This window comes from Pseudomonas lyxosi (genome assembly GCF_047758685.1).
Classification (GTDB): domain Bacteria; phylum Pseudomonadota; class Gammaproteobacteria; order Pseudomonadales; family Pseudomonadaceae; genus Aquipseudomonas; species Aquipseudomonas lyxosi.
In genome coordinates, this window is sequence record NZ_CP180481.1 from 5,220,179 (window position 1) to 5,242,457 (window position 22,279).

Genomic DNA, 22,279 nt, shown 5'->3' on the forward strand with positions numbered 1-22,279 from the left:
GACAAGGAACTCACCATGAGTATTGAATTCATCGGTTACATCGGTGGCCACCACGCTTCAGAGATCCACCCCCGCAGCGGCCCTGTCTTACAGCCTGAGTACGTGGAAACCGTCGCCCGAGCTCATGACGAGGCGGGTTTCGACCGTGCGCTGGTGGCCTTCCACTCCAACAGTCCGGACAGCACGCTGATTGCCTCGCATGCCGCCAGCGTGACGAAAAACCTGAAATTCCTGATTGCCCATCGACCGGGTTTTGCGGCGCCAACCCTGGCCGCGCGCCAGTTCGCTACCCTGGATGTGTTCAACGGTGGTCGCACCGCCGTGCACATCATCACCGGCGGTGATGATCGCGAACTGCGGGCCGACGGCAGTTACATCGGCAAGGACGAGCGCTATGCGCGCACCGATGAATACCTCGATGTCGTGCGCCGGGAATGGACCAGCGACAAGCCCTTCGACTATGAGGGCAAGTACTACCAGTTCGAAGGCGCGCACTCAGCCGTGAAGTCGCCGCAACAGCCGCACATCCCGCTGTATTTCGGCGGCTCGTCGACGGCGGCCATCGAGGTGGCGGGCAAGCATGCGGATGTTTATGCGTTGTGGGGGGAAACCTACGAGCAAGTGCGCGAGGTGGTGAATCAGGTGCGTGCCGAGGCGGCCAAACATGGCCGCGAGATTCGTTTCAGTCTTTCGTTGCGCCCAATTCTGGCGGACACCGAAGAGCTGGCCTGGGAACGTGCCGAGCGCATCCTGCAACAGGCCACCGCCCTGGCCGAACAGAATGGCTTCGTTCGCCGTGAGCCACCGAACGAAGGCTCCCGACGCCTGCTGGCGGCAGCGGCCCAGGGTTCGCGCCTGGACAAACGCCTGTGGACCGGCATCGCTGGATTACTCGGTGCGCAAGGCAACTCGACCTCACTGGTGGGCACCCCGGAACAAGTGGCCGAGGCCCTGCTCGATTATTACGACCTGGGCATCACCACCTTCCTGATCCGCGGCTTCGACCCGCTCGACGATGCCATCGACTACGGCAAGCGCCTGATCCCGCTGACCCGCCAATTGGTGGCCGAGCGTGAGCGGCAGGCGGCGGAAAAAGTGGCCTGATCCGATCAGCAAAAAAGGGGGTTTACCTTGCGGTAAGCCCCCTTTTTACTCCGAATCCTGATTACTCTTTATAAGCGGTATCGCTGCGCTCCAGCTGACGAATCAGCGCGCTCCAATGCCGTGCAACTCCCGGCCCCTCGCCGCTGGCGAATACTTCAGCCTGCTTCTCGACTTTGGCCACGACCTCTGCAGGCGGGAAGATCAACTCGGCATTGCCGCCGGCCTGAGCCGCGATTTGAATGTTGCAGGCACGCTCCAGCTGCTGAAGTTGCTGGAACGCATGTTCGACACTGACGCCCGCCGTGAGCAGTCCATGATTGCGCAGGATTAATACGCTCTTGGCCCCCAGATCCGCCACCAGTCGTTCACGCTCGTCCAGGTCCAGAGCGATGCCTTCATAGCCGTGATAGGCCACCCGCCCGGAAAAACCAATGGAATGCTGGGAAATCGGCAACAGCCCGTCGCGCTGCGCCGACACCGCGATACCGTCGCGGGTGTGGGTATGCAGCACCGCTTGCAGGTCGGGACGTGCACCGTGAATGGCGCTGTGGATCACGTAGCCGGCGTAGTTGATGCCCAGCCCTGTCGGGTCGTCGACGATAGTGCCATCGATGTCGACCTTGACCAGGTTGGAGGCGGTGATTTCGTCGAACAACAACCCGAAGGCGTTGATCAGGAAATGCTCGTCTGGCCCCGGCACCCGCGCCGAAAAATGCGTGTAGATATGATCGGTCCATTTGAACAGGGCCGCCAGCCGATAGGCCGCGGCCAGTTTGACACGCACGTCCCATTCTTCAGGGCTGACGCGCTGGCGAACATTTTTCGAGACGCTGGATAATGGACTGACGCTGCTCATGGCAAAACTTCCTGGATGGCCTTAAGGATTTCCAGCAAGCCTATGGGAAGTCAAAAAATAATAAAAAGCACATTTTAATCTAAGCTAATTATCATTTTTTTTTATTATATTTCGCTCCCCTTCTTCACGCCGCGCTCTTGATCTTCTGCAGCGATCCAGCGACCAGTTTGCCAAAGGCATCGACCGGCCCTTGCAGGTTGCCAAGAAAATGCGGGTAGATCAGCCACAAATCCATCACCGGTTTGAAATCCTTGAGCGGCATGACCGCCAACTGATCGAAATGGGCACTGCGCTCCAGCAACGGACGCGGCACCAACCCAAGCCCCAGACCGTCGGCAACCAAACCCAATTGCAATTCAGTACCGAAGGTTTCCAGGTTGACCCGCAGGGCCAGGCCCTGGTCCGACAGGGTGCGTTGCAAGCCGGCGCGGAAGCCGCAGCCATCGGGGTTGAGAATCCAGCCACTCTGGTAAACGTCGGCGAGTTTGCACGGACGCTTGGGCAACTGATCCTTGGCGCACACCACCACCAACTCCATCTTGCCGATGGACTCTCCAATGATGTTGTCCGGGAAAATCTTGCCCGCCGGGAACAGCGCCGCTGCGGCATCCAGTTCGCCGCGCTCGATTTTACCGACCAGTTGACTGCCCCAGCCCGTGGCCACCTGGGCGCGCAAGTCGGGGTATTCGATGCGCAGATGCTTGAGTGCGTCGAGCAGCACCACGTCACCGATGGTTTGCGGAACGCCGAGGCGCAACAGCCCGGTAGGCGGCGCATCGGTGGCAACCAGTTCGCGCAACGCATCCATTTCCCGCAGGATCAAACGGCACTGTTCGTACACCCGGGTGCCGATCAGCGTGGGCTTGAGTGGCTTGGTGTTGCGGTCGAACAACTCCACGCCCAATGCCTGCTCAAAGTTCTGCACGCGCCGCGTAATGGCCGGCTGGGTGAGTTGCAACGACTCGGCGGCATGGCTGATGGACTGGCAACGAATCACTTCGACAAAGGCATCGATATCATCAATTTTCATTTGGCCCGCACATAGAGAACAGTCAATAAGATGTCTGAAAAGCATAGTTCTATTGTTGGAATCTGGATAGCCCACAACCCTGCGAACGCTCTGCAGTGGCGATCAATAACCCCCAACGCTATACAACCAGTTTCTAAATTCCTTTCAGCTATAACCTAATCATTAAAAAATAGCATATTAAGATAAATCATTATGCTTAAATCAAGACGTCAACATTCAGAACGAACAATGGAAATCGCCATGACCCAGGCCCGACACCCGGAGAGACTTAGAGCATTCATAGGCGCCCTGGCGGAATTGATCGACGGTAACCCCCGCGAGGGTGATCTGTTGCATCGCGGCGGCAAGCTCCTCGCCCAACTGGTCAGTCATGACGACTGGCTGCCTGAAGAGTTTGCCCGGCCAGATCCAGAGCGCTATCAACAATTTTTGCTGCATGCCGATTCACGGCAGCGCTTCAGTATCGTCAGTTTTGTCTGGGGGCCGGGACAACGGACACCGATCCATGACCATCGGGTCTGGGGCCTGATCGGTATGTTGCGCGGCTCGGAGCACTCACAGGGTTTCGCACGCAACCCTGACGGCACATTGGTGCCCGAGGGCCAGCGGATACAGTTGCAGCCCGGTCAGGTCGAGGCGGTGTCGCCCAAGATCGGCGACATCCATCAAGTCAGCAACGCCTTCGATGACCAGGTCTCCATCAGCATCCATGTCTACGGCGCCAACATCGGTGCAATACGCCGCGCGGTGTATCAGGCCGATGGCAGCGAAAAACTGTTCATCTCCGGTTATTCCAACGCCTATCTCCCCAACATCTGGGATGTGTCCAAAGAGAGCCAAGCCCTATGAGCCCAAGTCCTGACAAAAGTGTACTGACCCGCTCCTTCGCCGAGATTCGAAAGGCACTGCTGAACAAAGAAGAACTGGCGCTGGTGGACGTACGCGAAGAGGCGTCCTTCGCCGAGGCGCACCCACTGTTTGCGGCCAACATTCCACTGTCAAAACTGGAACTGGAGGTGTACTCAAGAATTCCACGGCTCGATACCCACGTGACCGTCTACGACAACGGCGAAGGTCTGGCGCAGATTGCCGCTCAGCGCTTGCAGGGCTTGGGCTATGTGAATGTCAGCCTGCTGGAAGATGGTCTGGACGGTTGGCGCATCGCCGGTGGCGAGTTGTTCATCGACGTCAATGTGCCGAGCAAAGCCTTTGGTGAGCTGGTGGAAAGCCAGCGTCACACACCGTCCCTGGCCGCTGAAGACGTTCAAGCGCTGCTCGACAACGAGGCCGACGTGGTGGTGCTCGATGCCCGACGTTTCGATGAGTACCAGACCATGAGCATTCCCACAGGCATCAGCGTACCGGGGGCGGAACTGGTGTTGCGTGCCCGAGAGCTGGCGCCGGACCCGGCCACGCGCATCATCGTCAACTGCGCCGGGCGCACCCGCAGCATCATCGGCACTCAGTCGTTGATCAATGCCGGCATTCCGAACCCGGTGTCGGCCTTGCGCAACGGCACCATCGGCTGGACCCTCGCAGGTCAACAACTGCAACACGGTCAGTCGCGCCGGTTTGCACCCACCAGCGAAGAACACCGCCACATTGCCGCCCAGGATGCCCGTCGCGTTGCGGACAAGGCTTTGGTCGGTCGCGCCAGCCTGGCTGATCTTAAGCGCTGGCAACAAGAGTCGAGCCGCAGCACTTACCTGTTCGACGTGCGCACTCCGGAAGAATTCGAAGCCGGCCACCTGCCCGCCGCGCGCTCGACACCCGGCGGCCAACTGGTGCAGGAAACCGATCACTTCGCCAGCGTACGCGGTGCGCGCCTGGTGCTGGTGGATGACGACGGCGTGCGCGCCAACATGTCGGCGTCCTGGCTCTCGCAATTGGGTTGGGAGGTGCATGTGCTGGACGATGTGCAACCGGCGCATTTCAGCGAAAAAGGTGCCTGGCAGGCACCAGTTCCCGCGCCCCGACAGGCCGAGGAAATCAGCCCCGAAACCCTGGTCGAATGGCTGACCCACGGCGACAGCGTGGTGCTGGATTTCACTAGCAGCGCCAACTACGTCAAACGCCACATCCCCGGCGCGTGGTGGGCATTGCGCGGGCAATTGCGTGAAGCCCTGGCCAATGTGCCTAAAGCGGAACGCTATGTACTGACCTGTGGCAGCAGCCAATTGGCGCGGCTGGCCGTTGCCGATGTCGAGGCCTTGACCGGCAAACCGGTGTTCCTGCTCAAGGGCGGCACCGCCAGTTGGGTCGCTGCGCAATTGCCGCTGGAAGACGGCGAAACGCACCTGGCCTCGTCGCGCATCGACCGCTATCGCCGCCCGTACGAAGGCACCGACAGCCCGCGCGAAGCGATGCAAGCGTATCTGGATTGGGAATTTGGCCTGGTGGCGCAACTGGCTCGCGACGCCACCCATGGCTTTTTTGTGATCTGAGTTACCCGCCCCTGTGCCTTGTTGGTACAGGGGCATATCCACCCCACATCCGACCCCTCTCCAGGCGGAGGCTGAACCCACAACCGAGAGGAGTTACACCATGTCCGCTGTCTCGCACCGCACCGATTTACAGCCTCAACCGACTTTGCACATCACCCGCTTGGAACCGACGATCGGCGCCGAAATCAGCGGGATCGACTTGAGCCAGCCGTTGACGCCAGCCCAGCGCGATGAACTGCGCCAGTTGCTGCTCGAACACAAAGTGATTTTCTTCCGCGACCAGGTGATCAGCACCGAACAGCAGATTGCCTTCGCTCGTGAGTTCGGCGAGCTCTACGTTCACCCGACCACCCAGCAAAACGACCCGACGCAACCGCAAGCGCATCTGATTCAAGCCCAGGACGAACGCAAACTGTACGGCCCACGGATCAGCGGCCGTTGGCACACCGACACCAGTTGGCTGTTGCAACCCACCCTCGGCGCCGTCTTGCGCGCAGTCGATTTGCCCCCCGTTGGCGGCGATACCTTGTGGGCCGACACGGCCGCGGTCTATCGCGCCTTGCCCGATGAGCTACGCGAAGAAATCGATGACCTGCATGTAGTTCACGACTTCAAGTCGTCATTGGACAAGGTCGGCTACGACTACCCGATTCTGGCGCACCCGTTGGTGCGGACCCACCCGGAAACCGGCGAGGACGGCCTTTTCATCAACTTCTCGCAGAACCCTTCGGTGATCGGCTGGACGCCCGAGCAGAGCAAGCAACTGATCGCTCGGTTGCTGCTCGAGTTCAACAAACCCGAACATCAAGTGCGTTTCAAATGGCGTGAAAACTCGGTGGCGTTCTGGGACAACCGCTCGACGCTGCACTACCCGGTCTACAACTACGGCGATTACCCGCGCCGCATGGAACGGGTACTGATCGCCTATGACGACATTCCTCATCGGGTAAAACGCGCCAACGCGGCCTGACCCCACCCTCTAGAAAAGACCTGGCAACCCCTGCTATTCGCGAACACTCGCGAAGGGGTTTGCCTGTGCGTGCAATCTTTCAGGAATTCGCGTCATGAGCTCATCCAGCCCCCGAGTGAAATACGATTGTTACGCGGTCGCCGCCTTCAGCCTGCTGGCCGCCAGCCTCCAGGCTCATGCAGAGACCGCCGAGCCGGACAAGACCCTGAGCACGGTGGTGGTGACCGGCAACCGAGGCGGTCAACCCCGCACCATCACCGACAGCCCCTCGCCAATCGATGTGATCAGCGCCGAGCAACTGCAAGCCAGCGGCAAGGTCGGTCTCAAGGAACTGCTCGCCCGCCTGCTGCCGTCCTTCAATCTGCCGGCGATCAACGGCGGCGGGACGTCCTGGTCGGTGCGCGGCGTGACCATGCGCGGTTTGTCCGGGGACCAGGTGCTGGTGCTGGTCAACGGCAAACGGCGGCATAACACGGCACTGATCAACAACCTGGCGCGCATCGGCACGGCGGCGGTGCCGGTCAACCTCGACCTGATTCCGGTCTCGGCGATCGATCACATCGAGGTACTGCGCGACGGCGCCTCCGCGCAATATGGGTCGGACGCCATCGCTGGGGTGATCAACATCATCCTCAAGGAAAACGACAGCGGTGGCAGCGCCGAAACCTCATTCGGGCGCTACGGCAGCGGCGATGGCGACACCGTGCACCAGACGGTCAACTACGGCCTGGCGCTGCCCAACGACGGCTTCGCCAACCTGGCGCTGGACAGCAAGGAACAAGAACCCTTCGACCGCACCGGCAGCGCCACCGGCAACCTGTACTCATTGCCCGGTTTCCCCGACAGCCGCGACCAGACCGTCAATCGCCACGGCTGGAACCCCAGCTATGGGCTGGGCCGGGAGAAGGTCACCAATGCCAGCTATAACCTCGAGCTGCCAATACAGGACGACCTGACCTTCTATTCTTTTTCCACCGCCAGCTACATGGAAACCACCAAAGTCACCGGCAACTACCGACCCAACGACATCGTTTCCCTGGCCGGCGACCCGAATACGCCCTACCCCGACGGCATTCATGCCCAGCGTCACAACCGCACCAAAGACTTTCAGGTGGCGGGTGGCTTCAAGGGCGAGGTCGGTGGCTGGAACTATGACGCCAGTTCGACCTGGGGCGAGGACGATTCGACGCTCAATGCCAGCAATACCCTCAACCCATCCTTGGGACCGACCAGCCCGACCTCGTTCCATCTCGCTTCACAGATTTTCGATCAATGGACCAACAACCTCGACTTCACGCGTGGCTTCGACATTGGCCTGAAAAACCCGCTGCAAACCTCGTTCGGCTTCGAGTACCGCTGGGAAAAATACCAGATCGAACCCGGCGACTACGCCTCCTACACACCGGGCAACTACGTGATCCCGAGCGGTCCGTTTGCCGGCAGGACACCGTTGCCCGGGCTCGCCTCCTACAACGGCACCAGCCCTGCCGATGCCGGGAAAATCAGTCGCAGCAACGTCGCCAGCTACGTCGATCTGGGCCTGGATGTGACGGACAAATGGTACGTCGGCGTGGCGGCTCGCTACGAACGCTACACCCAGGACATCGGCAGCACCTGGAGCGGCAAGTTCTCGACCCGCTATAAAATCACCGACGCCTTCGCCCTGCGCGGCACGGTGAATAACGGCTTCCGCGCACCGTCCCTGGCGCAAACCATTTATGCCTCGTCGACCTTCACTTCTGGCGGCGTGGTTAACGGCCAGCAGGTTTCGGTGCCGGTCAAGGTCTTGCCGGTGGACACCACCGAGGCCCAGGCGCTAGGCGCGGAGAAGCTCAAACCTGAAAAGTCCTTGAACTACAGCTTCGGTTTCACCTACGAACCGACGCAGAACTATCGACTGACCACCGACCTCTATCAGATCGGCATCCGCGATCGCATCGTCTCCACCAGCCTGCTGGGCGGCCCGGAGGTCTCGCGGATCCTCGTTGCCAACGGGCTGTCCCCCGGCCTGTTCGCCCAGTACTACACCAACGCGGTCGACACCCGCACCCGCGGCATCGACATCGTCAACGAGTTCCGCCAGCAGCTGGACGAATACGGCCAGATCCGCTGGAGCGCGGCCTATAACTGGAACCAGACCAAGATCGAAAAGCTCCAGAGCAACCCGCCAGAACTTAGCGGCCTGGGCCCGAACTACCAGCTGTTTGACCGGCGCCTGCAGAAGGACCTGACCGTTGCCACGCCGCAATCGAAACTGATCCTGGCGGCGAATTGGAAAGTCACGGACTACAACCTGAACCTGGCGCTCACCCGCTTCGGCAGTTACATCGAGGGTGACAACAACCCGGTGAACGACCGTAAATTCAGCGCCAAGTGGATTACCGACCTGGACGTGGCCTACGACCTGAGCAAACACCTGACCGTGGCGCTGGGGGCCAACAACCTGTTCAACGTGTACCCGGACAAGAACGGCATCCAGGACTGGGCCGGAGGCTACAAATACGGACAGTTCTCGCCGTTCGGTTTTGGCGGGGCCTATTACTACACGCGATTGGCTTACAACTTCTGACGGTACTGCCCGCTGAGTCAGATCAATCACCGCGAACCTGTGGGAGCGGGCTTGCCCGCGAAGAGGGAGTGTCAGTCGACATCAATACCGCCTGGCACACCGCCTTCGCGAGCAAGCCCGCTCCCACAGGTTATGCGTTGGAGTTGATGAACTTTGGCCTCCTTTTAAATGCATTAATTTGATAATGACAAACACGATAATCAGCTAATTTAATAATTAGCATATAACCATAAAGAATTTCACAGCTGGTTTTTATAGAGATAACGTCAACTACAGGCCGACCCCTTTCTCCAGGTGGAGGTGAACCAACGTATCAAGACCTGCCTGGAGCCTGTATTTCATGACGATCAACTCGGCACACGCTGCCTCCCAACCGACGCTCGACCTGGTCACCGATGTGCTGGTCATCGGTGGTGGCCTGGCCGGCACGTGGGCAGCCGTCGCCGCTGCCCGTGAAGGCGCGCGGGTGGTTCTGGTCGATAAAGGTTACTGCGGCACCAGCGGTGTCACGGCCACCGCCGGCCCGGGTCACTGGTGGGTACCGCCGCAGCCCGGCGCACGCGAAGCAGCCATCGACAAACGTCTGGCCAGCGCTCATGGCCTGGCCGATGCACGCTGGATGGCGCGGATCATCGACACCACCTGGACCAGCCTGCCGACACTCGCCGGCTACTACGATTTCCCGAAAAACGAACAAGGCGTGACCCAATATCGCGGGCTGCGCGGGCCGGAATACTTGCGCGGCATGCGCCGCCTGGTACAGGACAGCGGTGTGACCATTCTCGATCACAGCCCGGCGCTGGAATTGCTGCGCAACGATCAGGGAGAAGTGGCCGGTGCCCGAGGCTGGCGTCGACAAGCCGGCGGCAACTGGCAGGTTCGCGCCGGTGCCGTGGTGCTGGCCAGCGGCGGGTGCGCCTTTCTTTCGCGGCTGCTGGGTTGCCACACCAATACCGGTGACGGTTACCTGATGGCCGCCGAAGCGGGCGCCGAATTGTCCGGCATGGAGTTCTCCAGTTACTACTGCATCGCCGCGTCAGGCAGCAGCATGACCCGTTCGATGATTTACAGCTTTGGCGAGTACTTCGATGCCGCCGACCGCCCCCTGCACTTCCCCACCGGACCGGACTTCACTGATGCCCTGGCCAAGGCCCTGCTCAACGGCCCGGTGTTCTGCCGCCTGAATCGGGTACCGGCGCAGATCCGCGCTCAGTTACCGGGCATTCAACCGAACCTGATGCTGCCGTTCGACCGCCGCGGCATCGATCCCTATCGCGACAGATTCGCCGTCACCCTGCACGCCGAGGGCACCATCCGTGGCGTCGGCGGCCTGCGGGTGATTGACGACACCTGCCAGACCACGGTGCCCGGGGTATTCGCTGCCGGGGATGCCGCCAGTCGCGAATCGATTGCCGGCGCCACCTCCGGTGGTGGTGCACAGAATTCCGCCTGGGCCTTGTCCTCCGGCCAATGGGCCGGGCGTGGCGCCGCGCGATTGGCCCGCCAGAAGCCCGACCACAGCACTTCGCTGCATGGATTTTCAGGTGCGGGCCTGCAGTCTCGGCCAGCACTGACCAAGTCGCGACCCAATGAGTTGATCCAGCGAATCCAGGCCGAAGTCCATCCGCTGGAGAAAAACCTGTTCCGCTCCGGCAACCAGATCGGTCGCTCTTTGCAGGCGCTGGAAAACGTCTGGGATGAGGTGCGTGAGGGGTTGCAGGTCGATGAACACAACCCGCTGAGAGCCCGGGAAATCGCCGCCATGGCCGCCACCGCTCGTTGGTGTTACAGCGCCGCGCAACAACGCAAGGAAAGCCGTGGCATGCACCAGCGCAGCGATGCTCCCGAACAGAATCCGTTGTTAGACGCCCACCTGCGCATCGCTGGCGTCGACCAACCCTGGACGCGCCACGACCCCATCAATCCGCTGCCACAAGGTCACGCCCAATGATCGAATTGATTTACCAGGACCTGTGCAGCGGCTGCGGCAAGTGTGTTGAGGTCTGCCCGACCAACACCCTGCGCCTCGACACGCAAGCCAAACCGCAGATCGTCGATCAGCAGGCCTGCCAGACCTGCTTCATGTGCGAACTGTATTGCGCCAGCGACGCGCTGTACGTCGATCCCGATTGCGAACACGTTCGCCAACCCGACCCTGACGCCATTCGCGGTGCTGGCCTGCTCGGACAGTACCGACGTGATTCGGGCTGGGACGAGTGGGCCGCTGACCCCAGACACAGCAATCAACACTGGCGCATGGACGGCATTTTTGCCTTGGCTCGCGACCTCGCCGACGCCACTCCGATTCCGACAAAAGCTCAATAAAAGGACGCCATCATGGCTACTCAACGACTGCCCTTCAAATACCTGCTATTGGGCGCCGTCCTCACGCTGGGACTGGGTGCGATGGCCCAGGCTGCCGACCTTCAACCGCTGCTGGTGGCCAATCAGAAGTCCTCGATCAAGGTGCTGCTGGAGGTGTCCGGTGAGCTGAAGAATGTGCCTTACGACATCCAGTTCTCCGAGTTCCCCGCCGCCGCACCTTTGGGTGAAGCGCTGAATGCCGGCGCCGTGGACATCGGCGCACTGGGCGACGCGCCCTACGTGTTCGCCCTCGGCGCCGGTGCACCGATCAAGGTCGTCAGCATCGTGCATGCCGAGGGTCGCTACACCACTGCCATCCTCGCGCCCAAGGATTCGCCGCTGAACAACCCCGTCGACCTCAAGGGCAAGAAGATCGTCACCACCCGCGGCTCCATCGGCCACTTCCTGGCGATCAAGGCCTTGCGCAGTGTCGGCCTGAGCACCCAGGACGTGCAGTTCATCTACCTGCTGCCGAGCGAATCGCGAATCCTGCTGGACAACGGCAGTGCCGACGCCTGGTCGACCTGGGACCCTTACACCACCATCTCGACCACGCAGAGCCAGGCCAAGGTGCTGGTCAGTGGCAGCAACCTGCTGACCAACCATTTGTACCTGGCTGCCACCAGCCAGGCCATCGCCGGCAAACGCCAGCAACTCGAAGACTTCGTCGCCCGGGTCGATCGTGCCTATCGCTGGACCAACGCCCACCCCGAGGAATACGCCGCCGCCCAGGCCCGCGTGACCGGCTTGCCGCTGGCCGTGCATATCGCCGTGGCCAAAGGCACGCACATGGAGCCGGTGGAGATCGACGACAAGGTCATCGACGGCCTGCAAACCACTGCGGACATCTATCAGGAAGAAGGAATCCTCACAAAACACATCGACGTCTCCCAAGGCTTCGACAAGAGCTTCAACGCCAAGCGCGCCCAACAAAACCAGGCATCTCGATAACGATGCGACTGATCCAGGAGTAGAACCATGAGCAAACAACGCCAACTGAAACTCGGAGCAATGGTCCATGGCGTCGGCCACGGCTGGGGCGAATGGCGCCACCCGCAAGCCCTGGCCAATGCCAGCGTGAACTTCGATTTCTACAAGCAACAGACGCAACTGGCCGAGGCGGCGAAGTTCGACTTCGTGTTCATCGCCGACAGCCTGCACATCCATGAAAAGTCCAGCCCGCACTACCTCAACCGTTTCGAGCCGTTGACCATTCTCTCGGCGCTGGCCGCCACCACTCGCCACATTGGCCTGGTGGCAACCGTCACCGTCAGCTACACCGAACCGTTCCAGGTCGCTCGCCAATTCGCTTCGCTGGACCACATCAGCGGCGGTCGCGCCGGGTGGAACGTCGTCACCTCGTGGCTCAGCGGCACCGCCGATAATTTCGGCAAGGCCGAGCACCCACCGCACGCCGTGCGCTATCGCATCGCCAAGGAACACGTAAATGTGGTCAAGGGTTTGTGGGATTCCTGGGAAGACGATGCCTTCGCCTACGACAAGCAAAGCGGCGAGTTTTTCACCCCCGGCAAACTGCATGCCCTGGAGCACAAGGGTGAATTTTTCTCGGTGAAAGGCCCGCTCAACATTGCCCGCTCCCGGCAAGGTCAGCCGGTGATTTTCCAGGCCGGCACCTCTGAGGACGGACGCAATTTCGCCGCCGAGAATTCCAATGCAATTTTCGTCAGCCCCGAGGGGCTCGACGACGCACGCGCCTACTATCAGGACCTGAAAAAACGCGCCAGCGGCTTCGGCCGGGATGCACAGAAGCTGTCGATCCTGCCGGGCATCCGGCCAATTGTCGGGCGCGATGAGGCGGAAGTTGAAAGCCGCTATCAGCAAGCGGTGGAACTGGTGACTATCGAGGATGCCATCGTCGCCCTCGGCCGACCGTTCAACGACCATGACTTCAGCCAGTACCCGCTGGATGCACCGTTCCCCGAGCTGGGCGATCTGGGCTCCAACAGCCAGAAAGGCGGATCGGACCGGATCAAACAACTGGCCAAAGACGAAGGTCTGACCTTGCGCGAAGTTGCCCTGCGCTTCTCCCGGCCACGGCGCGATTTCGTCGGTACGCCCGAGCAGGTCGCCGATGCGCTTCAAACGTGGTTTGAACAAGGGGCTGCGGACGGTTTCATCATCAATTCGTTGCTGCCGGATGGCCTGCAATATTTCACCGAGCTCGTCGTACCAATCCTGCAACAACGCGGGCTGTTTCGCGACGAGTACAGCGGCACCACCCTGCGTGACAACCTCGGCCTCGACGTACCCGCCAACCGTCATACCACTACCAACGTTCAAGAGAAAAGCGAGGCACTGGCATGAGCGAATCCCTCAACAGCCTGTTGGCGAACCTGCATGCCGAACGAGTGGCGACCTGGGAACCGGCGGCCCTGCAAGTCAATATCGATCAACGCCAGCGCCTGGTAGACGAAGCCAGGGTCGAAGACTTCGTCAAGGCTGGCGACTCGCTTGAGCCCTTCACCCTGTTGAAGGTCGAAGGGGGCAGCCTGAGCAGCGACGAGTTGCTCGCCAATGGCCCGGCGGTGCTGATTTTCTTCCGCTTCGCCGGCTGCCCGGCCTGCAACATTGCCCTGCCCTATTACCAGCGCCGGCTCTATCCGCACTTGCACGCCCTGGGCGTGCCGCTGGTGGCGGTCAGCCCGCAAGTGCCGGAAAAACTGGTGGAGATCAAGACCCGTCACAACCTCGGACTGCAAGTAGCCAGCGACCCGGACAACAATCTCGGCCGGCGTCTGGGCATTCTTTACAGCTTCGATGAAGCCTCGCGTAAGGCGGCACTGGCAAAGGGCAACGGCATCGGTGAAACCACCGGCACCGGCACCTGGGAATTGCCGCAGCCTACTGTGGTGGTCATCGCCAGGGACGGCTCAGTGGCCTTCGCCGAAGTCAGCCCGGACTGGCTGGTGCGTACCGAAGCCGACCCGGTGTTGCACGCGGTCGAACAATTGCTCGGGCAAACACCCTTGCGACTCGCCATCTGACCAGAGCCTGACCATGACGAAAAACATCACACAGAGACAGCTCAATCGTCGCGGCTTCCTCACGGCCAGTTCGATCGCCCTCGGGGCGCTGGGGCTGTCCTCCCTGGGGCTGGCCCCGCGTGCGTTTGCCCAAACCAACAGGTTCTCGGACCTGACGCTGGGCGTCGCCACCTACAGGGGCCAGGACTCGTATTTCACCGAAGACGCCGGCACCGCCAATACACCCTACAAGGTTGATTACTCGGAATTTGCCGGCGGCAACCTGATCGTCGAAGCCTTGGCTTCGGGCAGTCTGGACGTTGGCGGGATGAGCGAGATCCCACCGATCTTCTCGATTCAGAGCCATCGCCAACCGCGGCTGATCGCAGTGTTGCAAAGCGATGTGAACAACCAGGTGTTCCTCATACCCAAAGACTCGAAACTCGAATCGGTCGGGCAGTTGCGTGGCAAACGGGTCGGCTACGTGCGGTCTACCACGTCGCACTACTTCCTGATCAAGGCGCTGAAAGAACAAGGCCTGACCATGAAGGACATCACGCCAGTGGCGCTCACGCCGCAGGATGGTTTCAGTGCGTTTCAGAGTGGCCAGCTCGATGCCTGGGTGATCTACGGCGTGTTTATCCAGCTGGCGAAATTCCGCAGTGGCGCCCGGGTATTGAAAACCGCCCTGGGTTATCTGTCGGGCAACTATCTGATCGCCGCGCGCCCCGCCGCACTGGAAGACCCACTGCGCAAGCAAGCGATTCAGGACTACCTGCAGCGCCAGGCGCGCACGCTGGAATGGATCAACAACAACCCCGAGCCCTGGGCCGCCAAATCGGCGCAACTGCTGGGCGTCGACAAAGCGGTGTTTCTCGACATGTTCAACAACCGCAGCCAGCCATCGCGAATCATCGAAGTGAATGATCAGGCCATCACCTCGCAGCAGGAAGTGGCTGACTTGTTTTTCGACGCGGGCGTGTTGAGCGAACGGCTCGATGTCAGCCCGTTGTGGGACAAAAATTTCCCGTTGCTGCCCCTATGAGCCGACGCCTACCTTTTTTGATCGAGTGAATTCACCATGAGTCTTTCCTCTCAACACCCGCCTCTGCTGCGATCGGCCGAGGCGGCCAACTTCGAAGCGTTGCTTGCCCGCATCGGCGAACAACTGGCCGCCACTGCCCACGTGTATGACGAGAGCGGCGCCTTTCCGCAGGACAACTTCACGTTGCTGCACGAACATGGCCTGGTCGCGTTGACGGTGCCCAAAGCCCTGGGCGGTGGCGGCGCGAGTCTGGCGCAGGCGCGTAAGGCGATCAGCGCGATCGCCAAGGGGGAACCCTCGACAGCGTTGATTCTGGTGATGCAATACCTCCAGCACTCACGCCTGCAAGACAGTCGAACCTGGCCGGAAGCGTTGCGCCAGCAGGTGGCCCGGGACGCCGTCGAAAATGGCGCGCTGATCAACGCCTTGCGCGTCGAACCCGACCTCGGCACCCCGGCCCGTGGCGGTCTGCCCGCGACTATCGCTCGGCGCACCGCCGCCGGTTGGCGCATCAGCGGCCGAAAAATCTACTCCACCGGCAGTCATGGCCTGACCTGGTTCAGCGTCTGGGCGCGCAGCACCGATGAAGACCCGTTGGTCGGCGCCTGGCTGGTGCGCAAGGACACGCCCGGCATCCGCATCATCGAGGATTGGGACCATCTGGGCATGCGCGCCACCTGCAGCCATGAGGTGGTGTTCGACAATGTGCTGGTGCCACTGGAGCACGCCGTCAGCGTCAGTCCGTGGAGCGCCCCGCAACCCGAGCTCGATGGCGACGGGTTTCTGTGGATGTCGGTGTTGCTGTCATCGGTCTACGACGGTGTCGCCCAAGCGGCCCGTGACTGGCTGGTGGGCTGGCTGGAAACACGCAAGCCGTCCAACCTCGGGGCGACGTTATCGACCCTGCCACGCTTCCAGGAAACCGTCGGCCACATCGACACTCTGCTGTTCGCCAACCGCAGCCTGCTCGACGCCGCGGCTGAAGGTCACACGCCAGCGGCTAACGCGGCACAACTGAAATACCTGGTGACCGGCAACGCCATCCGCGCCGTCGAGTTGGCCATCGAGGCGTCCGGCAATCCCGGTCTGTCCCGCAATAACCCGCTGCAACGACATTATCGCGACGTGCTGTGCAGTCGCGTTCACACGCCGCAAAACGACGCCGTTCTGCAAGGCGTCGGCAAAGCGGTCTTCGCCCAGCGCCAGCCAAAGGAACGCCCATGAGCCAATTTGTTATCGCCAGCCAACTGGATGAAGACTTCAACGAAGTGATCCGCCAGCGCCTCGCTCAATCGCACCCCGGCGCCCGCGTCATTGGCGTGCCGGCCGGAGTGCCCAGCGATCTGCCGGCGGAAGTCGGCATCCTGCTCGCGCGGCCGATCAATGTGCGCGGTTATCTGGCGCCGGACACGCCGCCACCCGGCTGGCCCTATGGCTTGCAGTGGATTCAAGTGGTGTCTTCAGGCATCGACTTCTACCCGAAATGGCTGTTCAACGGCCCATCAGTGAGCACTTCGCGCGGCAGTGCTGCGGAGAACATCGCCGAATTCGCTTTGGCCGCGATCTTCGCTGCTGCCAAGCGTCTGCCGGATATTTGGGTGCATGACTCGCAATGGAATTTCACCGCGCTGACGCCTCTCAAAGGCACGACCCTGGGGATTCTCGGCTTCGGTGCCATCGGCCGCAGCCTGGCGAGCAAGGCTCACGCCTTGGGCATCAACGTACTGGCGCTGCGTCAGAGTCAGACGCCGTTCGAGGTTGAAGGTGTGGAAGCGGCGCGGGATATCCATGACCTGTTTGCCCGCGCCGATCACCTGGTGCTGGCCGCTCCGTTGACCGACTCGACCCGGCACATCGTCGACAGCGCCGTACTCGCCAGCGCCAAACCCGGCCTGCACCTGATCAACATCGCCCGTGGTGGCCTGCTCGACCACGGGGCGCTGCTGGAGGCACTGGAAACAGGCAGCGTCGGCCTGGCTTCACTGGACGTCACCGAACCCGAACCCTTGCCGGACGGACACCCGCTCTACGCCCATCCACGAGTTCGCCTGTCACCCCATACCTCGGCGATTTCCAGCAATAGTCGTCACGAGATTGCCGACAGTTTCCTGGCCAATCTCGAGCGCTACCTCAATGGCCTGGCATTGGAGAATCAGGCGAACGTGCAACGCGGGTATTGAGTACAACCGATCTACCGTCATCGCGGGCAAGCCTTGCTCCTACAGTTTTGTGTCGTTTGCAGATGTTGCATCCAACCGATACCTGTAGGAGCAAGGCTTGCCCGCGATTGCGTTATATCTGCCAAAAACAAAACATCAGATTTACGCATTTATATTATTAACTTAATGCCTATTTTTTATAATTAACTTATAACTAATCGGACTTTTACAGCGCGTATTTATACAAATATTGTTACAACCATCACCGACCCCTGACCAGGTGGAGGCCCACGGAACTGCACGTTTTTCCGGCCGACACCACCCCACGGTCAACGCCTCAGCCAAACCTGAAACCGGCTCAAGCCGCCACCGCCATGGCTTTCGAACCATGGCCCCGGCAACGCTTTGCCAAAAAAAAAACATAACAACGCCAACGCTGCACTTACACATCTGGGGTTCACCATGCACAACACTTTCCGTTCAAACCGTCTGACGCTGGCCGTGTCGCTGGCGCTGTTCGGCTTGTCGGCCCACGCCGACGAAAACACCAAGGATGGTGCCCTGCCTGTTGTGACCGTCACCGCTGAACACCACAGCGAAGACCTGCAAAAGACGCCGCTGGCGATTTCCGCGTTCGACGAAAAAGCCCTTGAAGACAAGCAGATCAAAAGCATCCGCGACCTCTCCGGGCAAGTGCCGAACCTGACCCTGAGTCGCCAGTCGATCTCCTACAGCGCCCAGACCTACGGAATTCGCGGTATCGGTGAGACCGATCCGATACAGGAATCCGCCGTCGCGGTCTACGCCGATGACCTGTACATCCCGCGGGCGATTTCCTCGATGCTCGACTTCAACGACGTCGAGCGCGTCGAAGTGTTGCGCGGCCCGCAAGGCACGCTGTATGGACGCAACAGCAGCGCCGGCGCGATCCGCGTGATCACCCGCGATCCGACCCAGGAAACCCGGGGTTTCTTCGAGCTCGGCGCCGGCAATTACAACGCGCAGAACGGCCGATTCCTGATCAGTGGTCCGCTGGTGGACAACACGCTGTTTGGCAGTTTTTCGGCGATTCGTCTGACCCGTGACGGCACCGTCTCCAACCCGACCCGTGGCGAGGATGTGAACAACGTCGACATCCAGTCCTACCGCGGCAAGTTGCGCTTCAACCCGATCGATTCGCCATGGGATGTGCAACTGACCCTGGCCGGCACCTTCGACCGTGGCGACACCACCAGCTACACGCCGTTTGATGCCGACGGCCACTTCGACAAATTCAAGAGTTACAGCAGCCTCGACCCAAAAAACCGCCTCGATCAGGGCCGTTCGGTGCTGCGCGCCATTTATACGATCAACGACAACCTGAGCTTCAAATCGGTGAGCGCCTATTCGGCATTCAACCAGCCAGTGGACTATGACAACTCCGGTCAGGCGGCGCTGATCCAGAACAACCTGATCACCTACAAACAGGACTACGCCACCCAGGAATTCCAGCTCAACGGCGACTACGACAAATTCAGCTTCAGCACCGGCCTGTACCTGTACCGCGAAAAATTTGAAGCCGACCGCGACAACCTCACCTATTCCGTCGCGCGCAACCGGGTAATCGGCCAGGGCCAATACAGCACGACCAATACCGAAAGCTACGCGTTGTATGGCCAGGGCAGTTACAAGATCACGCCGCAACTGTCGCTGATCGCCGGGCTACGGTTTACCCGCGAACACAAGAACTTCGACTACACCAACTACGCGATCAATACCAATCGGCAGATCACCGGGACCAACTTCAGCGCCGAGTCGAGCAAGTCCTGGCAGTCCACCAGCCCGAAACTCGGCTTCGAATACGCCTGGACACCGCACCTGAACCAGTACGCCTACGTGGCCAAAGGGTTCAAGGCCGGTGGCTTCGACAACCGTGCACCGACCCAGGCCGCCGCCGAACAGGCGTTCTCGCCGGAGGACGTAACCACCTGGGAAACCGGCTTCAAGGGTGACTTCTTCGACCAGCGCCTGCGCGCCAACCTTGCGTTGTTCTACAACGACTACAAGGACCTGCAAACCAATGCCTACGACCCGGCGCTGGGTGTCAGCCTGCGGACCAACGTCGGCAAGGCGCACACCTATGGCGTCGAGCTGGAAACCCTGACCGCGCTGACTCGCGACCTGCAACTGACCGCCAACGTTGGCTATCTGCAAAGCCAGTACGACGACTTCGAAAATGCCAGCGGCGCCGGTGTCGATGCCAACGGCAAACAGCTGGTGTTCTCGCCGCGCTGGAACGCCAGCGTCGGCCTCAACTACACAATCCCGGCCGGATTGCCCGGCACCTGGCTGGCCGGCACCGATGCCCAGTTCCAGACCAAGTCCTTCGCCAACGCGCTGAACGACGATGTTCAGGAAGTCCCCAAGCAGACCTTCTGGAACGCCAACACCCGCTACATCTCCGGTGACGGTCACTGGACCACCACGCTCGCGGTGAAAAACCTGCTCGATCGCGCTTACCCGCAATCGGTCGGCTTCGTGCCGTCAAGTGGCGCCCGTTACTACGCGATCAACGACCCGCGAACCCTCTTGTTGTCTGTGCGCTACGACCTTTAACCCCCAAACAAACAAGCATGCCAAGGAGCACTTTATGGCTTTCACTCGCAGGGAACTGATCTCCCGTATCGCCGCCGTCGGTGGCTACTCCGCCGCTGTCAGCGCCCTGGGCGCGCTGGGGCTGACGCCACAGGCGGTGGCAGCAACTTTCAATCCGTTGCAGCTGGGCAGCAGTGGCAAAGGCAAACATGTGGTGGTGGTCGGCGCCGGAATTTCCGGTCTCGTCAGTGCCTATGAGCTGCGCAAGGCCGACTTCACGGTGACGATTCTTGAAGCCCGTGAGCGGGTGGGCGGACGCAACTGGACCCTGCGGCGCGGCACCAAAGTCGATTTCGACGATGGCGTCAGCCAGACCGTCGACTTCGATGACGGGCAGTTTTTCAATGCCGGTCCCGCGCGCATTCCCAGCCACCACCAGACGATCCTCGGCTACTGCCGCGAGTTGGGCGTAGAGCTGCAAGTGCTGGTCAATAGCAGTCGCAATACACTGGCCTTGCCGGACCCGAAAAAACCGGCGTTCCAGTTGCGCCAGGCTGTCAACGACACCCGCGGGCAGTTGTCCGAACTGCTGGCACGAACGGTCAGCCGCAAAGCCCTCGACCAGGACTTGAGCGTCGAAGACCGCCAGGCGCTGTTGAATTTCCTCAAGGTCTATGGCGACCTCAACGCCGACTTCAAATACAAGGGCTCGGTGCGCTCGGGTTACGACCGTGTACCCGGTGCCGGTGATCAAACCGGCATCACCCGCGCGCCGCTGGAGCTGAAAACCCTGCTCAATCCCAAGCTCTGGGGTGCGCTGGTGTTCGATGAAATCCCGGAGTTCTCATCGACCATGTTCCAACCGGTCGGTGGCATGGACCGGATTCCCTATGCGTTCTACGAAAAGCTCAAGGACGCGGTGCGCTTCAACGCCGAAGTCAGTGACATCCAGACCTCGGAACAAGGCAGCCGCATCACCTACCGGGATCGCAAGACCGGCGCCACCCAGACCCTGAGCGCCGATTACGCCATCGTCACGGTGCCCCTGCCGTTGCTGGCCAAGCTGCCGAGCAACTTCAGTGCGCCCTTCAAGCAAGCGATTCTCAGCGCGCAAAGCGATCAGGCGAACAAGGTTGCCTGGCAGGCGCCGCGTTTCTGGGAGACCGACTTCAACATCTACGGCGGATTGTCTTACCTGGATCATGAAGTCAAAGGTTTGTGGTACCCCAGCGACCGGTTGAACAGTGCCCAGGGCATTCTGGTCGCGGCCTACAACACCAGCGAGTCGGCCCAGGCCTTCAGCAAGAAATCCCTCGCCGAACAGTTCGCCTCCTCCCGGCAAGCCGTGGAATTGCTGCACCCCGGCCACAGCGCCAAGCTGCAAAAACCGGTGGCGATCAACTGGGCCAAGGTGCCCTTCAGCAAAGGCCCATGGATCGTTAACGACGAGGTGGGCGAAAGCGCCTATCAGCTCCTCAACGAACCTCAAGGCCGAACGTATCTGGCCAGCGACGCCCTCGCCCACGGCGGCGTCGGCATCTGGCAGAACAGCGCCGCCGATTCGGCACGGCGCATCGTTTCGCTGATCGGCCGACATGCTGAACGCAAGCAACAGGGCGTTGCCGCCTGACATTTTCAATAAAAGGACTGAACGATGAAATCCATTACTTTGCTCACAGGACTCCTCATGACCGCGACCGCCCTCAGCAGCCAGGCCGACGAGATCAAACGCATCGCCCTGCCCAACTCCAACTTCCCGATTTCGCTGGCGGTGTCAGTGCCAGCGCAAACCGACCTGCTGTTCGTCAGCGGCCTGCTGGCTGACCTGCACGACCCGAAAGCACCGAAGGATTCCTTTGCGGCTTACGGCGATACCGCCACCCAGACCACCTCGATCCTCAACAAACTCAAAGGGGTCTTGCAGGGTCAAGGTCTGGACCTCGGCGATGTGGTGCAACTTCGGGTGTTCCTGGTGGGTGATCCGGCCAAGGGCGGCAAGCTCGATTTCGCCGGGCTGCAAGAAGGCTATACGCCGTTCTTCGGCAGCGCCGCGCAACCGAACAAACCGGCACGCACCGCCATTCAGGTCGTGGCCCTGCCGCTGCCCGGCGGACTGGTCGAAATCGAAGCCGTCGCCGCTCGCAAGAAGTGACACGGACATCACCCGCCATTCAGGAGCT

The 22,279-nt window shown here is 60.8% G+C and carries 18 protein-coding genes; 16 read left to right on the plus strand and 2 right to left on the minus strand.

Annotated elements, in window-relative coordinates; genetic code table 11:
• The first annotated feature begins 15 nt into the window (after positions 1-15).
• On the plus strand, positions 16-1,104 hold the full coding sequence (locus ACMXYI_RS24000) for an LLM class flavin-dependent oxidoreductase (RefSeq protein ID WP_123364884.1): 1,089 nt from the start codon (positions 16-18) through the stop codon (positions 1,102-1,104).
• Between the two features lie 61 nt (positions 1,105-1,165).
• Here the strand turns inward: ACMXYI_RS24000 and ACMXYI_RS24005 are convergent, their stop codons facing one another.
• Positions 1,166-1,960 carry a class II aldolase/adducin family protein gene (locus ACMXYI_RS24005; RefSeq protein ID WP_415769373.1) on the minus strand — a complete coding sequence of 265 codons (795 nt, stop codon included), beginning with the start codon at positions 1,958-1,960 and terminating at the stop codon, positions 1,166-1,168.
• Positions 1,961-2,084: 124 nt separating this feature from the next.
• Positions 2,085-2,990, minus strand: coding sequence for a LysR family transcriptional regulator (locus ACMXYI_RS24010; RefSeq protein WP_123364882.1), 906 nt, complete (start codon positions 2,988-2,990; stop codon positions 2,085-2,087).
• A 240-nt stretch (positions 2,991-3,230) separates the two neighbouring features.
• Here ACMXYI_RS24010 and ACMXYI_RS24015 point away from each other — a divergent pair, with 240 nt between their 5' ends.
• The 15 genes from ACMXYI_RS24015 (at position 3,231) to ACMXYI_RS24085 (ending at position 22,251) form a co-directional block, all read left to right on the plus strand.
• Positions 3,231-3,839 carry a cysteine dioxygenase gene (locus tag ACMXYI_RS24015; protein ID WP_415769374.1) on the plus strand — a complete coding sequence of 203 codons (609 nt, stop codon included), beginning with the start codon at positions 3,231-3,233 and terminating at the stop codon, positions 3,837-3,839.
• Positions 3,836-5,434, plus strand: a complete 1,599-nt coding sequence (locus ACMXYI_RS24020) for a rhodanese-related sulfurtransferase (RefSeq protein ID WP_415769375.1) — start codon at positions 3,836-3,838, stop codon at positions 5,432-5,434. The genes ACMXYI_RS24015 and ACMXYI_RS24020 overlap by 4 nt, the downstream gene beginning before the upstream one ends.
• Before the next feature lie 100 nt (positions 5,435-5,534).
• Complete coding sequence (locus tag ACMXYI_RS24025; RefSeq protein ID WP_415769376.1) at positions 5,535-6,404, plus strand: TauD/TfdA dioxygenase family protein; 870 nt, start codon at positions 5,535-5,537, stop codon at positions 6,402-6,404.
• 94 nt (positions 6,405-6,498) lie between these two features.
• Complete coding sequence (locus ACMXYI_RS24030) at positions 6,499-8,973, plus strand: TonB-dependent receptor plug domain-containing protein (protein WP_415769377.1); 2,475 nt, start codon at positions 6,499-6,501, stop codon at positions 8,971-8,973.
• 340 nt (positions 8,974-9,313) lie between these two features.
• The gene (locus tag ACMXYI_RS24035) at positions 9,314-10,924 is read left to right on the plus strand and encodes an FAD-dependent oxidoreductase (RefSeq protein WP_415769378.1); all 1,611 of its coding nucleotides are present in this window, start codon (positions 9,314-9,316) and stop codon (positions 10,922-10,924) included.
• Complete coding sequence (locus ACMXYI_RS24040; protein ID WP_415769379.1) at positions 10,921-11,298, plus strand: 4Fe-4S dicluster domain-containing protein; 378 nt, start codon at positions 10,921-10,923, stop codon at positions 11,296-11,298. Before ACMXYI_RS24035 ends, ACMXYI_RS24040 begins: the two co-directional genes overlap by 4 nt.
• Positions 11,299-11,310: 12 nt before the next feature.
• On the plus strand, positions 11,311-12,288 hold the full coding sequence (locus tag ACMXYI_RS24045) for an ABC transporter substrate-binding protein (protein ID WP_123364875.1): 978 nt from the start codon (positions 11,311-11,313) through the stop codon (positions 12,286-12,288).
• Positions 12,289-12,315: 27 nt separating this feature from the next.
• Positions 12,316-13,662 carry an LLM class flavin-dependent oxidoreductase gene (locus ACMXYI_RS24050; protein WP_415769380.1) on the plus strand — a complete coding sequence of 449 codons (1,347 nt, stop codon included), beginning with the start codon at positions 12,316-12,318 and terminating at the stop codon, positions 13,660-13,662.
• The gene (locus ACMXYI_RS24055) at positions 13,659-14,342 is read left to right on the plus strand and encodes a peroxiredoxin-like family protein (RefSeq protein ID WP_415769381.1); all 684 of its coding nucleotides are present in this window, start codon (positions 13,659-13,661) and stop codon (positions 14,340-14,342) included. The genes ACMXYI_RS24050 and ACMXYI_RS24055 overlap by 4 nt, the downstream gene beginning before the upstream one ends.
• Positions 14,343-14,355: 13 nt before the next feature.
• On the plus strand, positions 14,356-15,366 hold the full coding sequence (locus ACMXYI_RS24060) for an ABC transporter substrate-binding protein (protein ID WP_313629324.1): 1,011 nt from the start codon (positions 14,356-14,358) through the stop codon (positions 15,364-15,366).
• A gap of 36 nt (positions 15,367-15,402) precedes the next feature.
• Positions 15,403-16,590 carry an acyl-CoA dehydrogenase family protein gene (locus ACMXYI_RS24065; protein ID WP_415769382.1) on the plus strand — a complete coding sequence of 396 codons (1,188 nt, stop codon included), beginning with the start codon at positions 15,403-15,405 and terminating at the stop codon, positions 16,588-16,590.
• Positions 16,587-17,546 carry a D-isomer specific 2-hydroxyacid dehydrogenase family protein gene (locus ACMXYI_RS24070; RefSeq protein WP_415769383.1) on the plus strand — a complete coding sequence of 320 codons (960 nt, stop codon included), beginning with the start codon at positions 16,587-16,589 and terminating at the stop codon, positions 17,544-17,546. Before ACMXYI_RS24065 ends, ACMXYI_RS24070 begins: the two co-directional genes overlap by 4 nt.
• A gap of 441 nt (positions 17,547-17,987) precedes the next feature.
• A complete protein-coding gene (locus ACMXYI_RS24075; RefSeq protein WP_415769384.1) occupies positions 17,988-20,120 on the plus strand; it encodes a TonB-dependent receptor in 2,133 nt (710 codons plus the stop codon).
• A gap of 34 nt (positions 20,121-20,154) precedes the next feature.
• Positions 20,155-21,729 (plus strand): flavin monoamine oxidase family protein, encoded by a 1,575-nt coding sequence (locus ACMXYI_RS24080; RefSeq protein ID WP_415769385.1) that lies wholly within the window; start codon positions 20,155-20,157, stop codon positions 21,727-21,729.
• A 24-nt stretch (positions 21,730-21,753) separates the two neighbouring features.
• Positions 21,754-22,251, plus strand: a complete 498-nt coding sequence (locus ACMXYI_RS24085) for a RidA family protein (RefSeq protein ID WP_123364867.1) — start codon at positions 21,754-21,756, stop codon at positions 22,249-22,251.
• Positions 22,252-22,279 lie beyond the last annotated feature (28 nt).